Source organism: Ignavibacteria bacterium (assembly GCA_041649015.1).
Classification (GTDB): domain Bacteria; phylum Bacteroidota; class Ignavibacteria; order Tepidaquicellales; family Tepidaquicellaceae; genus CAIKZJ01.
This window is the reverse complement of record JBAZNU010000002.1, coordinates 1-19,430: the sequence shown is the minus strand read 5'-3', so window position 1 is coordinate 19,430 and position 19,430 is coordinate 1. Positions and strand designations below refer to the sequence as shown.

Sequence of the window (19,430 nt, the reverse complement as noted above, 5' to 3'; positions counted from 1 at the left end):
CACCTCGCTTTCTCTTTATCTTACTTATTTCTAACATAGTTATGACGTTTAGTTAAATTTTAACTTGAATTTATTATAATTTTGTTCTATATTTCATACAAATAAATTATTGAATATGGAAAAAACTTTTTTTAATAAGACGGGCAAGAAGTTTTTTTATTATTTGTCTTTTGCTATATATTTTACGGGGTTTTTGTATATCTCCGGCTGTACGGGTTCTGATGTGGAAGACGCAGCGGTTTTAAGGGCAAGGGATTCTGTAAATGTTTATTCCCATATTGCTTTAGCATTTACAGACTATAAAACCTCACTGGATTACAATAAGGAAGAAAATAGTAAAAAAGCAAAAGAGTCGTTTGAAGAAGCTTTAAGTACACTTCAGGAAATAAACTCTAAATTGATTGAAGACTCAACACGAACAGAATGGAAAAGCGATTATAACAATCTAATGGTCAGTATTATTCAGGACTATTTGTACACACAAAAAGATATACCAGATAAAAGTTTGGTGTTTAAACTAGCAAAGAAATACGGGGTTAAATACGATAAGATTTCATTTCAATCAGAATTAAGCGGCGATATAGAGCCATTACCTGACGGAAGCGATGTTCCGCTTGTTAGTAACAGTGCGGTCGACGAGTATATCGATTTCTTTTCAAAAACGGACAGGGGTAAAAATTTTATTGATAAGACAACATACCGATCCGGGAAATTTTTTCCATTAATAAGAAAAATACTAAGATACCATAATACACCGGAGGAAATGATTTATCTATCAATTCAGGAATCCGGACTTAATCCAACAATAGTGTCAAAAGCAGGAGCAGTAGGTCTCTGGCAGTTTATGCCGGCAACCGGCAGGGCTTACGGACTGTATCAGGACGGTTACAGAGATGACAGACGAGATTTTGAAAAATCAACCGATGCTGCAGCCAGACATTTAAAAGATTTATACAGAACATTCGATGACTGGTATCTTGCCTGGGCGGCTTACAATGCAGGACCAGGAAGAGTTAACAGTGCTATTAATAAAAGCGGATCAAGGGATTACTGGACTTTAAGGAGCTATCTTCCGGGTGAAACAAAGAATTATGTTCCATCTATTCTTGCACTTTCATTTATTTACAGGAATCCTGAAGAATATGGATTTAAAGACCTTGAATACGGCAAACCGATTTCTTTTGACAGAATAAACTTTGACGGAAGTATTACTCTGGATAAGATTGCAGAATACTCAGGAACAGACATAGAGACGATAAGGGAGCTTAATTCAGAACTTACAAGCGACGTAGTTCCCGATTATGAGATTCCATATCAATTAAGGATTCCTCATGATTCGTATAAAACATTCGTGACAAACTATAAGAAATCATCTGACTACAACAGCAGTCAACCCGAGCCCGAATTTGCAGGGAATGAACAATCATCATACTATTCATCTGAGATTTCAATAGTTACATACGATGTAGAAAATTATAATCCGGGTGATCAAATAAATCTCGGAAGCATAACGGATAAAACCCGATTAATTTACATTTATAAAGGTAATGAGGGATTAAAATTCGTAGCAGACTCATTTAAGGTAAGGGAATCGGATATCAGACGATGGAATTATCTGTCTTATCCTTTAATGCCAAAACCGAATCAGACTCTTTCAATATATCTAACAAAAAAACAATACAACACTTTGTATAAAATCGAGGATGAACTTGAAACTGGAAGTATCGAGAATAAAGAAAATAATAATGAGAATACATATTCACAAAACAATAATAATGTAAACTACGGAAAGAAAATAAACACGAATAATAACGGAAATACCGGTATTTCGGATAAAAAGGAAAACGTTTCCGAGAAGAAAGAGAAGAAAGTCCCAACAGAGAAACTTCAGACATATACCGTTAAAGAAGGAGAGTATTTGGGAGAAATTGCAGAGAAATACGGTGTTAAAGTATCAGATATACGTGAATGGAACGACCTGCAAGGTGATAAAATTCTTGTAGGACAAAAATTAAAGATTTATTCCGATAAGGTTGTTAAAACGAAATCTGAGAACACATCTTCAAAAAGCACATATCACATCGTTGCAGATGGAGAATATCTATCTGAAATCGCGAATGAATATGGTGTGACTGTCAGTGAATTAAAAGAATGGAATGACCTTGAAGACGATAAAATACTGGTAGGGCAAAAGATTATCGTATCTGAACCAAAATCTACTGATAAGAAAACATCAGGAAGAACAAAAACTCATATAGTAAAAGAAGGAGAAAACTTATCCGGAATAGCCGAGAAGTATAACGTAAGCGTAAAAAATATAAAGGACTGGAACGATATTGAGGATGATATAATAATCCCCGGACAAGAACTTAAATTATCAAAACCATCAGAAAAGAGCAATAAGGAAACTACCAAGTCCAAAATATACAAAGTTAAAAAAGGTGATACTCTCGCTTCAATCTCTGAGGAATTCAATGTATCAATTGTAAACTTGAAAAAATGGAACGACTTAAACAGTGATGGAACGATATACGTAGGTCAGGAATTAAAACTTACCGGTAATGGTCAATCAAATGACAGCAAAACAAAAGATAACACAACAACAAAGAAAAACAAAATAAGAAAGAAGAAAAACAATTAGGGAATTATATTCATATTGAAAGAAATTATTAAAATTATTAGATTGCATATTAATTGAAAACGCTGGCATAGCTCAGCTGGTAGAGCAGCTGATTTGTAATCAGCAGGTCGGGGGTTCAAGTCCCTCTGCCAGCTCCATTTAAGCCTCAGGATTATTAATTCTGAGGCTTTTTATTTAAAGAAATGTAACAGTCCCGACACGTCGGGAGGGGTTCAAGTCCATCTGCCAGCTCCATTTAAGCCTCAGGATTATTTATTCTGAGGCTTTTTATTTAAAGAAATGTAACAGTCCCGACACGTCGGGAGGGGTTCAAGTCCATCTGCCAGCTCCATTTAGTCTTTAAGATTTTAAATTTGGTGGTTTTTGCGGATTTGTGTAGATGCGATTTAGATTGCTACTACGAAATATTCCAATCAAATATTGATTCAAAAATTTAATACAATTATTAACGGAACAGTATAAGATCAATTTTCGCTTAATCCAATTTCGAATGTCTTGGACATAAATCAAACCATAAAATCTGATGTTTCAAATGCTCAATTATTATTAAATCAAAACCATAAAAAGAAAAAGCCCTCAAATAAGGGCTTCTGTTATTTTTATTATATTGTTCTCCTTAACTCTCTATAATTTCAATTTTTTTATCCATTCTCTTCATATAGTTTGAATCCATGTCTTTCATGTTTTTCTTAAGTTCTTCCATGCTTTCATTGAATTTTTTCATCGAATCTTTGAATTCCTTCATATCAAAATCAAATTCTTTCATGTTTTCTTCAAACTCTTTCATGGATTCTTTTACAGATTCTTTAATATCATCAACATCAACATCGATATCAACATCAATATCATCTTCATCAATTTCCGGTATATTTTTCATAAAATTCTCGCTTTTTAGCTGTTCATTTAGTTTAGTCAATGATTCATTCAACTTCATCATTGATTTATCAATGAAAACATTTAGCGAATCCATATTCTCAATCTTTACTTTTATTTTAATTCTTCCGGAATCTAAAGGTACCATATCAGGCAAATAATTAACATATTGCATGAAATCCGTTGGTAATACATCAATATTCCCTAATTCATCAAGTTTTTCAAGGTCTGTTAAGTGTTTGTTCGAAAGAAATGCTACATCTCCCTCGCTTCTCAATCTCATTAGCAGAGATAAATCGGGTAGTTGTGCATATTCAGCCTCTTCAAATATTGCAGAAAATTGTTCATTATTATAAGTATTCTCATTTTCTTCTTTCACAACCATAGTCAAGTTCTTATTATTATCTAAAGTTAAGTCGGAATTGGCTTTTTCCGGTGATATTACACTCTTAACCGTTTCATAGGCAAGTTGTGGTATTCTTCTTATTACTTCTGATTCCCCAAATGCATAGTAGATAAACCCTGCTACAAGTGCAATAATTACTGATGATACAATTCTGTCTTTCTGTTTCATTACCAAATTATTTAAATTTGTAAATTCTCCCTTTTATTAGATTACGCATCATATACCTCATTGTTACAATGATGTTAGAAAATTATATCCAAAATATTTCCTATGATACCTTACTTATTTTTTACCTGATAACACAATAATAATAATTTATCAAATTGTAATAAATCCTCTTCCCGAAACAAGATTAAATAAAAATACAAAACTTATTGCACTGGACGACAGTAAACACATATCTGAGATGCGAAAACTCATATCCGAACTGAAATTACTGTTTAATAAGCTGCCATCTCTTCGCAAGCCTTAAGAATCCAGATATCCTGGGGTAAAGCTTCTTTTTCAAGAACCGGGTGAAATGGTACATGAACGTCAAGTCCGGCTACCCTTTTAACAGGAGCATCAAGAAACTCAAAACAATTTTCAGAAATCAAAGATACAATTTCGGCTCCAAAACCCATAAACTTAGAATCTTCATGAAATACAATAACTTTACCTGTCTTTTTCACTGAGTTTATAATTGTTTCCGTGTCGAGCGGGACGATTGTCCTTAAATCAATAACCTCAACACTTACATATTTCTTTTCCATTTCTTTTGATGCACGTATTGCTTTCTCAACCATAGCACCGTAGGTTATAATGGAAATGTCATTCCCTTCCCTTTTAATGGATGCTTTCCCAAAGGGTAAACAAAACTCTGCGTCAGGCTCAGGTGATTTAGCAAATCCCTGCCGGTATAAATATTTGTGTTCAAGAAAAAGTACCGGGTCATTAAGGCGGCAAGCAGTTTTAAGAAGTCCTTTTGCATCTTCCGAATTTGATGGATAAGCAATATACATCCCGTGGGATTTTGCAAACAGAGCTTCAATATTCTGGGAATGGTAGTGCCCACCTCCGATATATCCTCCGCAAGCTGCACGAATCACTAAAGGACAAGAGAAAGAATTGTTTGACCTGTATCTGTACATCACGAGTTCTTCCCTGATTTGCATCATAGCAGGAAAAATGTAATCAGCAAACTGGATTTCTACAACCGGTTTAATTCCTGTAATAGAGGCACCGATAGCAGTACCGATTATCGATGCTTCAGCAAGAGGAGAATTAAATACTCTATCATCACCGAACTTTGTTGACAATCCTTTAGTAGCTGTAAAAACACCTCCTTTACCGTCTGCAACATCCTCACCGTAGATTACCATATTCGGATTCCTTTCCATCTCTTCATGAAGTGCATGATTCACCGCGTCCACCATGACGACAGGCTCACCAGGATTTACATTTTTCCCGTATTCAATAACTGCCTGCTCTTCTGGCGGACAGTATAGATAATCCATAACAGTATTTGCTTCAGGAATAGGCTGCTTTATTACATCATCGGCAATAGCCATAACATCATCATGTATCTGCTTTTTCATTTCTACTATCTTCTCCTTATTAAGTATGCTCTTTTCAAGAAGAAGTTTTTCAAGTTTCAATAATGGATCCTGTTTAATATCCTCTGCAAGGGATTCTTTACTTCTGTATTTTTCCTGAGCATCTGAGGCAGAATGGGAGCGTAACCTTACTACATCAGCATATATCAATGAAGGACCATATCCTTCTCTTGCGAGTCTCACAGCTTCTTTAGCAGTGCCGTAGCTTTCAAGGAAATCCGTTCCGTCAATATGAAATTTATTCAGACCTTCAAAACCAGAACAAGCTTTAAAGATTGAACCTCCGGCAGCCTGATCTTCTACGGGGACAGAAATTGCAAATTTATTGTTTTGTATAAGAAATATAACGGGCAGCTTCTTTCTTGTCGCCCAGTTCACTGCTTCAAAGTATTCACCCTGCGAAGTTGATCCTTCACCACCAGATACATAAACCACTTCATCGGAATTTCTGAGAAATGAACTAAGTGCCGTACCTACAGCCTGAAGATATTGAGAACCTGTCGGTGACGATGCCGTAGGCATTCGGAGTTTTTTACTGCCCAAATGAGTTGGCATTTGTCTGCCGCCCGTAAATGAGTCAGTTGCCCTTCCAAGTCTGTGCTGAAGGATCTCTTCAACAGTAAGCCCCAAAGTCAAACCTAGTGCATCATCCCTGTAGTACGTATAAAACCAGTCTTTACCGGGTTTCATAGCCATAGCAGCAGCTACCTGTACTGCTTCATGACCCGATCCCGAAATAAGGAATGCAGCTTTACCCTGTTTAATCAGATTTTCAGTCCTGTCATCCATCAGCCTGGTCATAAGAATTAATTTATATGCATCGACCATCTGCGTTTCAGAAAGACCAAAGAAATTATCTTTATCTTTCATAAATTTCCTGTTCTGCTTTTTTGCCATAACAAATTATGTTTTAACGTTTAACTTCATGCGACTTTATTAATTTTTTACTGTGATTCTTACGAAGTACATATAATTACTTTGAAAATATCATTTTAACAATCACAGTTAATTGTATAGAATAAATCAGGTATTAATAATATTTTAACATATAAAAATCAGAAATAATTTCTTTGAATACAATTGCAAATAAAATACTGCTTATCGCTTTAGCTATTCTTTCTTTTCAGTTTACAAGTTGCAGAAAAGCTGAGATTAATTCTCCGACATTATTCAGGCTTAATTTCCCTCTCGGGCTCGAAACGCTTGAACCTGTTATGTCTAACTCCCCCCAGACTATCTGGGTACTTATGAATGTCATGGAAGGACTTGTATCATACAACCAACAAAATCAGATTGTTCCTCAGATAGCCAAAGAATGGAAAGTATCAGATGACGGACTATTGTACACATTTGTACTTAATACTGATGTAAGGTTTCATAACGATCCCTGCTTTCCGGACAGTAAGGGAAGAAAGGTTACTTCAATGGATTTTAAATACTGTCTGGAACGAGTAAATGACCCCGCGACAAAAACACGCGGACTCTGGGTATTCAGAGATAAAATAAAAGGAGCAAAGGAGTACTATGAATACAAAGCAAAAAAGTCAAATGTAGATATGGATGAAATTTCAGGAATAAAGGCACCTAATGATTCGACGCTGACAATTGAGCTGATTGATCCCTTTGCACCATTTCTTTCTTTGCTAACAATGTCTTATGCTCTTGTTTATCCGAAAGAAGCAGTTGAATTTTACGAAGATAATTTTTCGGTTCATCCTGTCGGAACCGGACCTTTTATGTTTAAAGAATGGCAGCTCGATAAGCAGCTTACATTAACAAAAAACCCGGAATATCATGAAAAGGATTCAGCCGGGAATAATCTACCGTATTTAAACGATGTTGAAATAACATTTACAAAATCTCAGGAGACAGAATTTCTGGACTTTCTGAACGGAAAGTACGACTACCATGAACCATCATCAGAGATTATTGATGCTATAACGGACGAAAATGGTAATATGATTGATAAAAACAAAAATGATTATGTGCTTGTAAAACAGCCGTGGCTTAATACCGTTTATTTAATAATGATACAGAACGATAATTTACCTGCGGGTATATCTTCTCCTTTTTTAAACAATAAGAAACTCAGACAGGCGTTAAACTACGCAATCGATAAGGAACGAATTGTGAGATTTGTACTTAAGAACCGGGGACATGCTGCGTATAACGGACCTCTACCAGTAGGAATGCCGGGTTACGATTCTTCAATAATCGGATATAAGTATAATCTAAACAAAGCAAAGGAATTACTTGCCGAAGCAGGATATCCGAACGGTAAAGGACTGACACTGACTTTATACATTTCCAATGACGAATTACAGAAGAATATTGCAATTTCTATTCAGGAACAAATGAAAGATATCGGAATTGATTTTAAGCTTGAACAGATGCTTCAGGCAACTTTAAACACGCAGCAGCAACAGGGTGAACTCGCTTTTACTCGCGGTAACTGGGGTGCTGATTATTTTGACCCTGAAAATTTCATGTCACTTTTCTATTCAAAAAACGTAGTTCCGTTTGGACCGAATAAAACCGGTTATTCTAATCCTGAAATTGACAGATTGTATGAGAAATCAATCAGAATAACCGATTTCGAAGAACGTAAAAAGATATACAACGAAATGGAAAGGATAGTTGTAGAGGATGCTGCATGGATTTATTTGTACTATAATCAGAAACACTACCTTCTAAGGAACAACGTTATCGGATTTTTTCTTGACGGCTTAAACAACCTTGTACTTAAATATACAAAGAAGATATAACAAAACGCCTTTCTTCAATAAAAAGGCTTTTGCAGTAATATTTTCTTAGTTTAATTGATTAACATTATGAATTCAATAATTATTTTAAGTTATCTTTTTTAATAATACTTGACCTTTGGTAATATATTTATAGAAATGTTTATTGGTGATGCTATGTATAACATTTATAATATATTGCTACTGTGATTTCTACATATCTAATATTCAACTACCTTGCATAATAATAATTCATAAAATTGCGCATTAACCTCTCACTAATGACATAATTTCAAGCTAAGGCGACCCTTAGGTAATGCTTTGGCAATGTTGAAGCGTGCAATGTTTTTGTTACGACATCATAAAACCTATTCTGATATAAGTCATTTAACAACAAATTAGAAAACAGATGTTTAAAATTATCTGATTTACATTCTATTTGGATTAAAGTCATATTTAACGTGTGAAAAAGAAATTAGTTGAAATAAATACAATAGTTCGTTAAATTAATACAATTAAGATTATTATTTTATTATGATTGACGATTCATTTTATAAAGATATTTTTGACAACAGCTCTGAAGCGATACTATTCACTGCACCTGACGGGAGGATTTTCTCTGTTAATCATGCTGCCTGCATGATGTTCGGTATGTCTGAAGAAGAGATTATCGAAGGGGGCAGAGAGAAAATAGTTGACTACACTGACCCAAGATTGCTACCTTTAATTGAGAAAAGAAAACGCGAAGGTTTCGTTAATGGAGATCTTACTTTTATCAGGAAAGACGGGACAAAATTTCAAGGCTTTTTATCTTCAAAAATATTCAGGACAAAAAGCGGTGAAGAAAGAACCAGTATGTTGATAAAGGATATGACTAAATATAAAGATGTTCTAAATAGACTGAAAGAGAGCGAAGAGAAGTACAGGAATCTTTTTAATAGGTCTCAGGTTGCAATGGCTCGTACAACAATTGATGGTTCTGCAATATTGGATGTGAATGAAAAATACTGTGATTTTACGGGTTATTCCAAAGAAGATTTAATTGGTAAACCAGCAGCATATGTTTGGGCACATCCTGAGAAAAGAAACGAAATAACGGCCATTTTAAGTGAAAAAGGAGTGGTAACAGATCATGAAGCAGAAATTGTTTTCAAAAATGGAAGAGTTGTAACAATACTCGTTTCATTAGTTGTTTTTCCGGAGGAATATTCAATTGTTAGCTGCATAGTCGATATCACAAAGCGGAAGAAAATGGAGAATGCATTGAGAAAAAGCGAACAAGAATTATTAATATCAAATACCGAAAAGGAGAAATATTTTTCAATACTGGCTCACGACCTAAGAAGTCCAATCAGTTCTTTTATTGGACTTACGGAATTAATGAAAGCAGATGTCGGGCAGTTTACGATAATAGAGCTTGAATCTATTGCTGACAAGATGAACCAATCTGCAAAAAACCTGATGTCTCTTTTGTCTAATTTACTTGAATGGTCGATGGTGAAAGGAGGCATGGTAAATTTTGAACCGAAAAATATTGATCTTTGGGAATTAGTGGATTCTATCGCTCAAGAGGATGTTGATTTATTCAAAAACAAGAAGATTGATTTTCATAATCATATACCAAAGAACACATTCGTATTTGCTGATGAAGATATGCTTAGAATAATAATACGAAATTTAATTACGAATTCTGTAAAATTCTCGAATGAAAAAAGCAGTGTCCAAATTAGAGGAAAAGAACTAAATGATAATTCTGTTGAGATATGTGTTTGTGATAATGGAATCGGTATGAGTGATAATATCCTCAATAATCTTTTCAAACTTGACGCTAACGTTAAAAGAGAGGGGACTGCAAATGAGAAAAGTACAGGATTAGGATTGATGATTTGCAAGGAATTTGTGGAAAAACACAACGGCAAAATATGGGCTGAAAGCGAAGTGGGTAAAGGAAGTAAATTTTATTTCACGCTTAACAAAAAACGCTCATAGCGTATTATCAGATTTCTCATCCTTCATAACTTTAGAATACATAACGATTTGATAATATTCTCAAATTGCTGAGAATAATAATCAATATGCTTCAATATACTGTAATTATGTGTTGATAACTACAAGCAACTAATAGAGCGGTGTTACATTCATATTATAAAACATGAACGCCCACTTATCAGTAACAGCCTCGATTATCATCTTAGTCGGTCTTCCTGAGCCATGTCCCGCGTTGACTTCAACTCTTATAATAACGGGATTGTCACCTTTATAAACCTCCTGCAATCTTGCAGCATATTTAAAAGAATGAGCCGGCACGACTCTGTCATCGTGGTCCGATGTTGTTACCATCGTGGCGGGATAATTTAGTCCTTCTTTCAGATTATGGTAAGGTGAATATCCGAGAAGATATTTGAATTGTGTTGAATCGTCACTTGAGCCATAATCCGTTACCCATGCCCAGCCAATAGTAAACTTTTGATACTTAAGCATATCCATAACGCCTACTGCGGGAAATGCGACCTTAAACAATTCGGGTCTTTGATTTATGACTGCTCCCACAAGCAAACCACCGTTTGAACCACCTTCAACAGCAAGGAAATTTGAAGAAGTATAACCATTCTTAATAAGATACTCGGCCGCAGAGATAAAATCATCAAATACATTTTGTTTATTAAGTATCGTTCCTGCCATGTGCCACTCTTTACCGTATTCACCGCCGCCTCTTATGTTTGCAAGTGCATATACACCGCCGTTTTCCATAAGAATTATGTTAGCAGTACTGAAAGAAGGTTTCATACTAGCATTAAAGCCGCCATATCCATAAAGTAGAGTTGGATTATTCCCGTCGAGTTTTAGTCCTTTTTTATGAACAATAAACATCGGGACTTTTGTACCGTCTTTACTTTCATAAAATATCTGATTAGTCTCATACTTTTCTGCATCAAATTTAATTTCAGACTTTCTGAATGTTGTAAGTTTGTTGTGCAATATATCATATTTCATAATTACGGCAGGGTATAAGAAAGAAGCAAAGGTAAAATAGACTTCATTATCTTTCTTTTCGGCTTTGAACCCTGTTACTGTTCCGAAAGTCGGGAGTTTGAGCTCCTCTATCATATTGCCATTCAAGTCATAAATATAAATTCTGTCCGATGCGTCTTTCATGTATTGAATCAGAAATTTCCCGTTCGAGATAGAGGCACCGTTTAGAACATCGCTGTTTTCTCCAATAACTTCATAAAAAGTGAAATCCTTTGTATCATATTTTACAATCTTATTCTTCGGTGCATCTTTGTTTGTGTTAATGTAAATAATATCATCAAGATTGTTTATAATTGAATATGAATCTCCGAAACCAGTGGCGATGGGTTTGAATTCAGTATCGCCCCTGATTAAATCCTTAAAGTATAGTTCATTTCCCCTGACTCCTCTTTTACCTTTAGACATATATAAAAACCTCTGGTCTTCAGACAAATATATAGAAGCAGTGTATTCCGGATGTTCTTTATCTTCCCAAATCAACACATCCTGGCTCTGGTCAGTACCTATCTTATGAAAATATATTTTCTGGCTTTGATTTTTGGATGAGAGTTCTTTCCCCTCTTCAGGCGCATCGTATCTATTGTAATAGAAGCCGTCTCCGTGCCATGCAGCCCCGGAAAATTTAATCCATTTAAGATTATCGTTTTGCATTGTTTTCGTTGCAACGTCGATAACAAAAAACTCATTCCAGTCAGAACCTGCTTTTGAAATACCATAAGCAAAATACTTACCATCTTTAGACGGCGAAATCATTGATATTGAGACAGTACCGTCTGTAGAGAAAGTATTAGGATCAATAAATACTTCAGGAGCTCCATCTATTCCTTTTTGAATGTAAAGAACACTTTGATTCTGCATACCATCATTTTTGTAAAAGTAGAAATTATCACCCGATTTGAAAGGTGCTCCGTATTTTGGATAATTCCAAATTTCGTTTAGTCGGGCTCTAATTTTTTCTCGAAATGGTATTTTATCAAGATAAGAAAAGGTTAGTTCATTTTCCTTCATTACCCATTCTTTAACTTCCTCAGAATTCATATCTTCCATCCATCTATAAGGATCCGGGACAGTTACACCAAAATATTCATCAGCGTGTCTTTCTTTTCTTGCCTCGGGATAGCTTAACCTTTGTGCGAACAAACCGGTCGTAAAAGCAAGAAGAAATATTATAAGAAATACTCTTTTCATAATAATAGTATTTGAAAGTTTAATATTCTGTAAAGTAAATATTATCAATTTGTATATATAAATAAGGAAACGAAAAAATCATTTATCGTTTATAATAACGGACTTTCATTAGGTGAAAGCTTTTTCAATTAACATCCTTTGCGTTTCATTGTAAACTTTAAAAGAGCCCGGTGCAGGGCTTGCACTTTCTTTCCTCGATACAAATTCCAGCGATTTACGATTAAAGTTCCTTCCGTTTAGTCTCACCTTGAGGAAATTTTGTGCACCCATATTTTCTGGTTCTTCCTGAACCCAAACAACAGATTTTGCATTCTTGAAGCTGTTGACAACTTCATACAAATTGCTTTCCGGCAAGGGATAGTACTGCTCAAGTCTGACGATTGCCGTGTCTTTTATCTTATTTTCAGTTCTATGTTTCAATAAGTCATAATAAACTTTTCCGCTTGTGACTATTACCTTACGTGCCTTGCTTTTATCGGTTACTGTATCATCGAGGACTTCCATAAATCTGCCCGACGTAAATTCTTCAATATGAGATTTCACGTCAGGATGACGCAATAAACTTTTTGGAGTAAAAATCACAAGAGGTTTTCGTATTTTAGATTTTGCTTGATTCCGAAGCAGATGAAAATACTGAGCAGATGTTGTCAGGTTGCATACACGCATATTCTCTTCAGCGCATAATGTCAGAAATCTCTCAATCCTTGCGCTTGAATGTTCAGAACCCTGTCCTTCCTGTCCGTGTGGAAGCAGCATAACAAGATGGTTTGGGAGTTTCCATTTGGTATAAGAAGCAACTATAAAATTATCGAGTAAAACCTGAGCCGCATTTGCGAAATCACCAAATTGCGCTTCCCAGATTACGAGTGAAATCGGGTCGGAAGTTGTATATCCATATTCAAAACCAAGTACCGCTGCTTCGGATAATAAGCTATCGTATGTTTCTACCTTTGCCTGGTTAATACTAATGTGATTAAGCGGAATATATTCAGAATCGTCAAGTATATCCGTCAGCAATGTGTGCCTATGTGAAAACGTGCCCCGAGAAACATCCTGTCCGCTGAATCGCACAGGTATTCCATCAAGAAGCAGCGACCCTAATGCAAGTGCTTCACCCAATGCCCAATCTGCACCTGTATTCTTTGTAATAAATTCTTTTCTTCCTTCGATAAATTTTTTCAGTTTCGGATGAAGATTAAACGTAACGGGTAGTTCTGTTAATCCATTGACTATCGTCTCAATTGCTTCTTTCGATATTGAAGTCTCACCGTCATTCCTGAACTTATCAATTTCTTCCTGACTTGCAGAAAGCGGAATATCCGTGAATGGTTTTATGTACGTATCCTTCCCTATTTTTATGTGTTCGTAATTAGCATCCATCTTTTCGAATATCTGCTTTTCCATTTCTTTAATATCATCGTCTGTTATTACTCTATCTTCGATTAGTTTTGTCTGATATATATTCCGAACGGAAGGATGCTGCTTTATAGTGTTGTAAAGTAATGGTTGTGTGAAACCTGGTTCATCTGTTTCATTGTGTCCCAATCTTCTGTAAGAAAATACATCGATTACAACATCCTTTTTGTATTTCATTCTGTACTCATAAGATAGTTTTGTAACCCACATACATGCCTCAGGATCGTCGCCGTTTACGTGAAATATCGGTACTTGAATCATCTTCGCTACGTCTGACGCATAGACTGATGAGCGTGCGTCGGAAGGAGTTGTTGTAAATCCAATCTGATTATTGATAATTATATGTATAGTACCACCAGTCCTGTATCCATGCAGCTGCGAAAGATTAAGTGTTTCTGACACAATCCCCTCCCCTGCAAACGCAGCGTCTCCATGCAAGAGCACAGGTATAATTTTATTCTTATCAGAGTCATTTAATTTTGTTTGCTTAGCTCGAACAATTCCTTCAACGACAGGATTCACAAATTCAAGATGTGAAGGATTCGATGCAATAGATATCTTAACCTTTTTGCCTTCAACAGTTTCATATGTCCCGGATGCTCCGAGATGGTATTTTACATCTCCGGATCCCTGCGTCGATTTCAAATCAATAATATCTTCAAACTCCGAAAAGATTGCATGAAGAGGTTTACCTATAATATTAGCAAGTATATTCAGTCTTCCTCTGTGAGCCATTCCTAAAACAATTTCTTTTGCATCATCATTAGCAGCGTCATTAATCAGGTAGTCAAGTATTGGTATAATTGTCTCAGACCCTTCAAGGGAAAATCTCTTATGTCCTAAATATTTTTTATCAATGTATTTTTCGAAATCTTCGGCTTGTATCAACTTGTAAAGAATATTCTTTTTAAAATCATTATTATATATAGGTGTATTCCTTACAGTTTCCATATTGTTCTGAAGCCACTGCTTTTCATCAGGGTCTTGTATGTGCCTGTATTCCACGCCGATGTTTTCGCAATAAGTCTGATGAAGCATATCAAGAATAGCACGAAGAGATGCTGTCTTATATCCTCCGAGTCCGTCGCAGAAAAATTTCCTGTCAAAATCCCATACGGTAAATCCATAGTTTAGGGGATCTAGTTCAGCATGATACTGTGCCTTTGGATGCAGTGGGTCAAGGTTTGAAAGTAGATGACCTCTGACTCTATACATGTTCATAAGTTGTGTAACACGGGTATATTTCTCAATCTCTTTTATATTAAAAGAAGAATCAAAATCCTCCGGGTTGTTGTCAGGCTTCCAAATAAGTGGCTTCACGAGCAACCCAAGGTCTTCAAATATCTCTTCATAAAAATTATCTTCACCTGAAATGAGTTCGCTTATCTTTTTAAGGAATAATCCTGACTCTGCTCCCTGAATTATTCTGTGATCATAAGTACTCGTGATGTTCATTACTTTACTTATTCCGAGAGTTGAAAATATCTGTCCGCTTGCTGCTTCAAACCCCGGCGGATAGTCAATACTACCGGTCGCAATAATTGCACCCTGACCAACCATTAATCTGGGATTAGATGAAGAAGTTCCTATTGTTCCAGGATTTGTGAGTGAAATAGTTGTACCCATAAAATCGGATACTTCTATCTTGTTGCTTCTTGCCCTGTTTATAATATCATTGTATGAATCGAAAAATTGTCTGAAGTTCATAAGATTTGCCTTTTTAATATTAGGTACTATCAAAGAACGTGATCCATCCTTTTTTATAAGGTCAATAGCAAGCCCTATGTTTACATCGTTTCGCTTAATTACCATCGGACTTCCGTCAATTATCGTATAAGCATTATTCAGAACAGGTATAGTCTTAAGCGCCTTTACAATTGCCCAGCCGATAATGTGCGTGAATGATATTTTTCCCTGCTTGGTTTTTCTGAAATGATTATTAATAAACTTTCTGTTTTCTTCAAGAACTTTGACAGGGATAGTGCGGAGCGAAGTCGCAACCGGAATCGTAAGGCTGCTGTCCATGTTTTCAATAATCTTTACTCCTGCACCGCGTATCGGTATTACATCCTCGCCTGCAACAGGAGTCGGAAGTTTTGCATTGCTTTGCTTTACTCCGGAAGCATCTGTTTTATTGACTTCTGTATTTCTCTTTTCTTTAATGTACTCTCCGGTTTTTCTTAAATCAATATCAATTGACCTAAAAAACTCTCTCCAATAATCGCTTACTGCCTCAGGGGTCTTTTCAAACTGATTCAGCATTTCCATCACATACCATGTATTAACGCCGAACTCTGAAATCTTTTCTCTTTGTTTCTGATTTAAATCATCAATGTTCAATTTCTATAATCCTTATTATTTGTATAATAAAATTTATTCTTTATTACTTATTTATTTATTGAATTTTTATTTTAAGAGAAATCTCTTTTGTCCCATTTTATGCATAGAAACGTCACATCTCCTCTCTTTTTCACATAGAAAATAAAACAAAAATAACCTATAAAAATTCTTTTAAATTACCTATTTTGCAGGACTTTATCTAAACTTTAAATACTACGACTATGAAACAATTATTTGAAAAAATCATATTACTTGGAAGACCGGCTTCAGGAAAATCAGAAGTAATTAATTATATTAAAAATACAAGCGAAACTGAAAGAAGAGAAAGATTTCACATAGGAAAACTCGTTGAAATTGACGATTTCCCGATGCTCTGGACATGGTTTGAAGAAGACGATATTCTTGAAAAGAAATTCCGGAAACCAAGACTCCATTCGGATTCAGAAGGATATTTTAAAGAAGAATACTTATGGCATTTATTAATTGAGAGGATTTCTTTTGACTATGCAAAAAGCGTACGAGACCTTGAGGATAGAGCTAAGGATGTAACTCATTTAATTGAATTCTCAAGGGGTACGGAGCACGGCGGGTATAAGACTGCATTCAAGCATCTTTCAAAAGAGTTACTTGAAAATGCAGCTTTACTATACATAAATGTTCCGTTCGAGGAATCACTTCGCAAGAACCGCAAACGTTTCAATCCTAATAAACCCGATTCAATTCTTGAACATGGGCTGCCGGATGCTAAACTCACTAAAATGTATAAAGAAGTTGACTTTCATGATGTTATTTCCGGAACTACAGACTATCTTGATATTAATGGAGTGACAGTTCCTTATGTTATATTTGAGAATATGCCGTCAAAAACGGATGATCCCGCAATACTTGGTCCCGCACTCGATGAAGTTATTTCAAAACTCTGGAATCTTTACAATAAATAGATTGATATATATTAAGCCCGTGCTTGCACGGGCTTTCTTATTCAATAAATAGATTCTTTACTTTTGCTCTTCCTTCTTCTCGTCTTTCCTCTTCATAGGAAGTACACCCGCCATATCTCCTATTACATTCACAAGCTCTGAACCTGCGGGTACTATTATCTTAGCGTTTGACTTCAATGATGCTTCTAACGTTTCCAGCTTTTTCAATAGCTGTGCATTTCCTGTAAAAAACTTATCCGCTGCTTCATTAACAAGTTTGATAGCCTCCGCTTCGCCTTCTGCTTGAAGTATTTTTGACTGCTTAAATCCCTCTGCCTCTTTTATCTTTGCACGCTTTTGCCCGTCAGCCACTGTTTCAGCAGCCGTTGCATAGTCAATCGCAGATATTTTTTCATTCTCCGCTTTAACCACTTTATTCATCGTCTCCTGAACATCATGCGGTGGGTCAATTTGTTTCAACTCTGTCCTAACAATTTCAATTCCCCAGTTTTTAGTCTCCTCGGCTAAAGTTTTGTGTAATTCTGAATTAATCTTTCCTCTCTCGCTGTTAGCAGATTTCAACGTAAGAGTTCCGATTATATTCCTTAGTGTTGTTCTTGCAAGGTTCACAATCTGCCATTGATAATTATTTACATTATACTGAGAATTTTTCACGTATTCCTCTGAGTCAAGTACTTTAAAATAAACCTGTGCGTCAACTGTTGCGTTCAGATTATCGTTTGTGATTATCTCCTGAGGCTGGGCGTCTATCATTTGCTCCGTAATATTTACCGGGTACATTTTATCAATCACGGGTATTATCCAGTGAAACCCCGGATTCGCAAACTTTTTGTACTTTCCGAGACGCTCTATTAACCCTCTGTGTGTAGGTCTAATTATCCTTATACCCGAAAGGAACAAAAAGAAAATAATTGCTATTATTATGACTAATCCAAAATCTGATGGTGTTTCCATCTCTAACTCCTTTTAAATTGTTTGATGTGATTAAATAATAATAATCTATTTTATGAGGAAATAAAATGCATACTGTAATAATAGTATGCATCTTTTCTAATTTCTTAAATAATTATTTATATGAGTTATCCCTTCTGCCCTGCTAAGACCGTAAAAATCAGTAATCTATTATTTTCCTCTTTCCGAATAAACTCTTACAATAATATTTATTTCCTGTAAAGTACTCTTTTGTTATTATCTTAAATCAGTTCTTATCATTAACAACTGGTCATTTTCTGTGTGTTATTTCCTTAATTAATAACTATTTCAATAGCACCATCCGCTTTGTCTGAACAAACTTCTCTGTCTGTATAGCGTAAAAGTATATTCCGCTCGCAAGTCCCTCGCCGCTGAACCTTGTCTGATGTGTACCCGCATCCAGCTTCTCATTGTTTATCAGAGTTTTAACTTTCTGACCAAGCATGTTGTAAACCTTTATCGTCACGTATGATTTTTCAGGCAGCATGAACCGTATGTTTGTAACAGGATTAAACGGATTCGGGTAGTTCTGCATTAAATCATACTTCTCAGGTAATTCCGTCGAGATATTTATAACGGGTACTACAGGTGCCGTTGTTGAGAATTCATAAATCAAAGGGGCTGTGCCGTTATAATACGGTCTTGTTGCATTGTAAGGATAAATATAAAATTCCTCTCCCGGCTGTCCTGCTCCGCCAGTGTTCACAAGCCTCGGTGCCCAAATGAACATAATATCATATTGCGGTTGTTGTATAACTAAATTCCTGTTCTTATATGGTGTAGTAATGCTCGTATCATAACTCGAACCAAACGTATATAGCAGAAGTTTTCCACCGAGCGAGTCTGTTGTCGGATTCCAGCTGTTCGTAAAAGGATATATATCCGATGACTCAACAAACGCACAGTTCACTTGTCTTTTCTCATACCTGTATGTTGGTATTGATGGATTATCAATTACAAGTGTATCAGCAAATACTTTGAACGGTACTTGTTTCATTCCCCTGTATATGTAATAATTGTCATTGATTTTTGAAGAATCCTGATACCAATACGCATACTGTCCTTCACCCTGTGCAGTCCATTGTATAGTTACTTTCCTCAGTTTATCTGCTGTTAGTGCAGACCTCAAATTCGAAAACGTACCCGCCATCGGATATGAAATTGACTGAGAAATTGACTGCCACGGTCTTGTTAGATCTTTTATATACTTGCTCCCCGTAAGAAACTGATTTCCCTGATTTGACCACGCCCAGCCCTTATGCCTCGTCTGTATTGAATCTGCCG

General features: G+C 35.8%; 10 protein-coding genes and 1 tRNA gene. 5 read left to right on the top strand and 6 right to left on the bottom strand.

Going from position 1 to position 19,430, the window contains the following annotated elements:
* Positions 1–115 precede the first annotated feature (115 nt).
* Positions 116–2,641, top strand: coding sequence for a LysM peptidoglycan-binding domain-containing protein (locus WC644_03260; protein MFA5010951.1), 2,526 nt, complete (start codon positions 116–118; stop codon positions 2,639–2,641).
* 61 nt (positions 2,642–2,702) lie between these two features.
* Positions 2,703–2,778, top strand: a tRNA-Thr gene (locus tag WC644_03255).
* 479 nt (positions 2,779–3,257) lie between these two features.
* On the opposite strand, the gene WC644_03250 is transcribed toward WC644_03255, so the two are convergent.
* Both WC644_03250 and WC644_03245 read right to left on the bottom strand, forming a co-directional pair.
* Positions 3,258–4,088 carry a hypothetical protein gene (locus WC644_03250; protein ID MFA5010950.1) on the bottom strand — a complete coding sequence of 277 codons (831 nt, stop codon included), beginning with the start codon at positions 4,086–4,088 and terminating at the stop codon, positions 3,258–3,260.
* Positions 4,089–4,360: 272 nt separating this feature from the next.
* Positions 4,361–6,412, bottom strand: coding sequence for a dehydrogenase E1 component subunit alpha/beta (locus WC644_03245; protein ID MFA5010949.1), 2,052 nt, complete (start codon positions 6,410–6,412; stop codon positions 4,361–4,363).
* Between the two features lie 173 nt (positions 6,413–6,585).
* On the opposite strand from WC644_03245, the gene WC644_03240 reads away from it, so the two are divergent.
* A complete protein-coding gene (locus WC644_03240; GenBank protein MFA5010948.1) occupies positions 6,586–8,280 on the top strand; it encodes an ABC transporter substrate-binding protein in 1,695 nt (564 codons plus the stop codon).
* 510 nt (positions 8,281–8,790) lie between these two features.
* Positions 8,791–10,245 carry a PAS domain-containing sensor histidine kinase gene (locus WC644_03235; GenBank protein ID MFA5010947.1) on the top strand — a complete coding sequence of 485 codons (1,455 nt, stop codon included), beginning with the start codon at positions 8,791–8,793 and terminating at the stop codon, positions 10,243–10,245.
* A 129-nt stretch (positions 10,246–10,374) separates the two neighbouring features.
* Here WC644_03235 and WC644_03230 read toward each other — a convergent pair whose 3' ends face one another.
* Together WC644_03230 and WC644_03225 are read right to left on the bottom strand one after the other, a co-directional pair.
* Complete coding sequence (locus WC644_03230) at positions 10,375–12,477, bottom strand: prolyl oligopeptidase family serine peptidase (GenBank protein ID MFA5010946.1); 2,103 nt, start codon at positions 12,475–12,477, stop codon at positions 10,375–10,377.
* A gap of 108 nt (positions 12,478–12,585) precedes the next feature.
* Complete coding sequence (locus WC644_03225; protein ID MFA5010945.1) at positions 12,586–16,233, bottom strand: multifunctional oxoglutarate decarboxylase/oxoglutarate dehydrogenase thiamine pyrophosphate-binding subunit/dihydrolipoyllysine-residue succinyltransferase subunit; 3,648 nt, start codon at positions 16,231–16,233, stop codon at positions 12,586–12,588.
* A 221-nt stretch (positions 16,234–16,454) separates the two neighbouring features.
* Here WC644_03225 and WC644_03220 point away from each other — a divergent pair, with 221 nt between their 5' ends.
* Complete coding sequence (locus tag WC644_03220; GenBank protein ID MFA5010944.1) at positions 16,455–17,174, top strand: hypothetical protein; 720 nt, start codon at positions 16,455–16,457, stop codon at positions 17,172–17,174.
* Positions 17,175–17,231: 57 nt separating this feature from the next.
* Here WC644_03220 and WC644_03215 read toward each other — a convergent pair whose 3' ends face one another.
* Both WC644_03215 and WC644_03210 read right to left on the bottom strand, forming a co-directional pair.
* Positions 17,232–18,128: an SPFH domain-containing protein gene (locus tag WC644_03215; GenBank protein ID MFA5010943.1), complete on the bottom strand. Its 897-nt coding sequence runs from the start codon at positions 18,126–18,128 to the stop codon at positions 17,232–17,234.
* Positions 18,129–18,429: 301 nt separating this feature from the next.
* The coding region (locus WC644_03210; GenBank protein MFA5010942.1) for a T9SS type A sorting domain-containing protein at positions 18,430–19,430 on the bottom strand (1,001 nt) is incomplete at its 5' end.